At 61.5% G+C, this 3,499-nt stretch carries 4 protein-coding genes; 1 reads left to right on the top strand and 3 read right to left on the bottom strand.

Going from position 1 to position 3,499, the window contains the following annotated elements:
* Window positions 1-32: 32 nt before the first annotated feature.
* The gene (locus tag ACLP9N_RS01080; protein WP_442405661.1) at window positions 33-1,274 is read right to left on the bottom strand and encodes a vanadium-dependent haloperoxidase; all 1,242 of its coding nucleotides are present in this window, start codon (window positions 1,272-1,274) and stop codon (window positions 33-35) included.
* Between the two features lie 182 nt (window positions 1,275-1,456).
* On the opposite strand from ACLP9N_RS01080, the gene ACLP9N_RS01075 reads away from it, so the two are divergent.
* The gene (locus ACLP9N_RS01075) at window positions 1,457-1,636 is read left to right on the top strand and encodes a winged helix-turn-helix transcriptional regulator (RefSeq protein WP_442405660.1); all 180 of its coding nucleotides are present in this window, start codon (window positions 1,457-1,459) and stop codon (window positions 1,634-1,636) included.
* A gap of 158 nt (window positions 1,637-1,794) precedes the next feature.
* Here ACLP9N_RS01075 and ACLP9N_RS01070 read toward each other — a convergent pair whose 3' ends face one another.
* Window positions 1,795-2,583 carry an ABC transporter substrate-binding protein gene (locus ACLP9N_RS01070; RefSeq protein ID WP_442405659.1) on the bottom strand — a complete coding sequence of 263 codons (789 nt, stop codon included), beginning with the start codon at window positions 2,581-2,583 and terminating at the stop codon, window positions 1,795-1,797.
* 496 nt (window positions 2,584-3,079) lie between these two features.
* Window positions 3,080-3,499: LysR substrate-binding domain-containing protein (locus ACLP9N_RS01065; RefSeq protein WP_442405658.1), on the bottom strand; the 420-nt coding region annotated here is incomplete at its 5' end.

Genomic DNA, 3,499 nt, shown 5'->3' with positions numbered 1-3,499 from the left:
TCGCTAACCGCCGGGGTCGCCACTGCTGTACTTCACGAGCGGGCGCGCCGCACCTTTTGCGGCGGCGCGAAATGCTGGGCTACGTAGCGGCCCACTTCGCGACCCATGGCGGTCCCCACGCGCGCGGACGACCGGTAATGAAAACCGGCCCAGATCCGCGCATTCGCGACTTCGCCGGTGAAGCTCTCGAGGTTCGTCCAGTGATGCGTGACACCGGGTGCCGTGGGGCTCGTGAGGCGGAACTCCGTAAGTTCGCCGAGTCCGCCGGATGACTCGATGAGAGCCGCTGCCGCCCCGCTCAGAATGCAGTGGGCGCAGGGGTATTCAGGGTGCATCGGCGTGGCATCGAGGGGCTGCCAGGTGGCGTCGCTTTCCGTGTCAGGATTCCCATCGATGTCGCCGTTGCGGATCGCCGTGACCGGTCTCCAGAAATCATAACGGTACTTAGCCTCGAACACGGCGATGTAAGCGTCGGTGAGCGCGACGGCGTACATCGCCATGAAGTGCGCGCTATCGATGAGGTCGAGGTGCCGTGCTTCGATGAGCTGACGGGCGATCGGGTGGTAAGCCTGCGGCCCCGTCATGAGCCAGAACCGCGCGGTCTCCGTCTGTTCCGGCGTTCGCGTTGCGCTGTCGCGTGCGCCAAGAAGTTTGACTTCGTTGTAGTCCGCCGCCCATTCCTTACTGGCGAGTGCAACCGGTGGTCCCGGTCGGAACTGATCGGGCCGCTCGAGCACGAAAGGTTTGAGCGTCTGCCAGGTCGGGCAGATCATGGTCGCGGTGGGCACATACACACCGGGCTGAGTCCGCGGACGGTAGGGGTCGCGGTCGGTGGCACCGTCGTGCGCACGCGAGTCAAACACCCGTAGTGCCACGTGCTCGCCAACCTGCCTCCCCTTGGCCAGGGCTGCGGGGTCGGTGGTCACACTCTTGAGATACTCCTCGAGCGCGGATTTGAACTCGGGCGCACGCTCGGGGTGGAGCTTCTCGAGCGCGGTCGCGGCGGCGCTGGCCGCGGCGGCTTCCGCCGATGCCTGAGCGACGTCGTCTTCCCGCGCCACATAGGGAGCGTAATTTCCGGTGATGGAATTCACCGCATCGAACATCGCCAAGTCGACGATCGTCACCTCGCGCTGCCCGAGCGCAGCGGGCGATGCGACCGCCGATGCCTTCGCGTCCCAGTCGGTGATGACATCTGCAGAGCATGGCGCCTGAGCGAGGCACGCGCCCATGAGCGCGAGCGTGATCGTTGCCCATCGCATCCGGCGAAACATTGAAGACGCTAGTGTTTTCATGACCGTCTCTCCCTCGAAACTGCCGACGACCGGCGGTGAACTCTTCCACGGCGGCCGCGGCTAATACTCTTCCCGCGAGTGCAGGTCTGCAAGTGCACTTTCTGTACTGGAGTCGACTCGCGATCTATGCTTAGTTTGGGTAACTCGCGAGGTGGGGTGCGATGGAGGGTTACGGTCAGTATTGTCCGCTCGCCAAGGGAGCCGAGGTGTTTGCTGAGCGCTGGACTCCCCTGATCCTGCGCGAACTGCTGCGAGGCAGCACGACGTTCAATGATCTGCACCGGGGCGTCCCGCGGACCACCCAGCACTGGCGCCGCCTCGGCAGGCGACCGTGCGCTTAGGAAACCAATTACCTGCATCGACGCGCGAGCACCGGCCGGGCCAACCTCGATCACCTCTGCCTACGGGTTGAGCCGTTCGACGCGGCGGCGTCGTTGCTGGGAGCGGGCACCGTCCACCACATCAAATTCGGACTCATGCAGCGCAGCAAAACAGACCGTTATTCGATCACCTCGTCGGCGATCGCGAGCACATTCGGCGGAATTGTCAGGCCTAACGCCCTGGCGGTCTTGAGGTTAATAACGAGCTGGAAGGTCGTCGGCCGCAAAACCGGCAAGTCGGCCGGTTTCGCGCCACTGAGAATGCGGCCAACGTAAGCCCCAGCCTGTCGATAACCGTTAGCAATGCTGGGGCCGTAGCTCAGTAGTCCACCGGACTCGACGAACTCACGCAGGAAATAGATCGTGGGCACAGTATGACGCGCCGCTAACCGCACGAGCTGGTCACGTTGTCCGAGAAGAAACGGGTCCGTTCCGACAATCAGAGCGTCAGTTTTCTGTTGAACGATGGTTGTGAAGGCTGTGTCGATTTCAGCTTCGGTGCTGGCGTTCAGGACACTAACCCGTATTCCGACAGTGTGCGCAGCATCCTGCACGTTGCGCACTTCGGCTGAGGTCAGCTGAAAAGCTGGGTTGACAAGGATCGCAATGGTCGTGGCGCTGGGTATGAGCTGGCGAAGAATGTCTAGCAGCTTTGGCCCCAGCTCTACGCCCATAATGGTTGTGCCAGTGAGGTTGCCGCCCGGTCGGTTGAAACTATCGACTAGTCCAGCCTCCACCGGGTCACCCCCGAGGGTGAAGATAATCGGTATGGTTCTAGTCGCTGCCTGTGCTGCCAGTGGTGACGGCTCACCCCCGGTAGCAGCAATTACCGCTACCTGACGACCGATCAGTTCGGCAGCCAATGCTGGTAGCCGATCCATATCGGCCTTCTGCCCAGCGATACTCAATTATAACATTCTTACCTTCGAAATAGCCGGTCTCGCCCAAGCCTTGGCGAAACGCACCCAGCACAGACGCCGCCTCGGCAGGCGACCGTGCGCTTAGGAAACCAATCACCGGCATCGACGGTTGTTGCGCTAGGGCGATGAGCGGCCATGAAGCGGCAGCGCCGCCAAGAAGCGTGATGAACTCCCGCCGTTTCATGAGACTACCCCATCAGGCTGAGGGCAGTACTCTACCACATTTGCTGAATGTGACCTGTGTGTGCAGCACAGCAAAATTGCGCGCTGATATCGCAGATGGGTCATTCACGTCATTTCAAGTGAGCACAACCGACTTCCGCTGTTCACCCAACTCCGGACATATCGCTGCATCGCACTAAGCGACGCGAAGGGCCAAGAAGCGACATTCAGCGGCTACGTGCTGTTGCTTCACGCCTTCGACGCTGCTGTTTTGTTACTAGGCCGCACCCTCTCGAATTGTGATGCGCATTTCGATCGTGGCTCACCGCACAGAGACGCGAGTGGTCTGCGGGCGTGCGATGATTGTGGACCGTGTCGCCGTGGAAATCCATTCGACGAAGAGTTCGATGACCGCGCGGTGCTGATGATCAACCGCGTAGACCGGGTAATACCCGTAGCCGGGGAGCGCCACATCGAGCACTTTGACAAGGGTGCCGGAGGCGAGGTCATCAGCGACCACAACATCACTGCATAGCGCGATGCCATGGCCGGCGAGGACCGCCTCGATTGCGTGCAACTCCTCGCGGAAGCTGAGCGCGATCTGGCACCCTTGGCGTGCTCCCGGATCGGTCGCCGATGCCATCTCAAACCACCGCTCCCAATTGGGCGCCGTTCGATCGTTGGCGAACCAGTCAAAATGGATAAGTGGATAACCGTGAAGATCGGAGGCGCGGCGGATGAT

This window comes from Mycobacterium sp. (genome assembly GCF_052144515.1).
Classification (GTDB): domain Bacteria; phylum Actinomycetota; class Actinomycetes; order Mycobacteriales; family Mycobacteriaceae; genus Mycobacterium.
Note: the sequence above shows the minus strand (reverse complement) of the source record. Positions and strands in the feature narration are given on the sequence as shown.

What these genes read in the sequence shown, in the direction of transcription:
- ACLP9N_RS01080 (WP_442405661.1), bottom strand. Translation starts at nt 1,274, where the DNA reads ATGTTTCGCCGGATGCGATGGGCAACGATCACGCTCGCGCTCATGGGC.
- ACLP9N_RS01075 (WP_442405660.1), top strand. Translation starts at nt 1,457, where the DNA reads ATGGAGGGTTACGGTCAGTATTGTCCGCTCGCCAAGGGAGCCGAGGTG.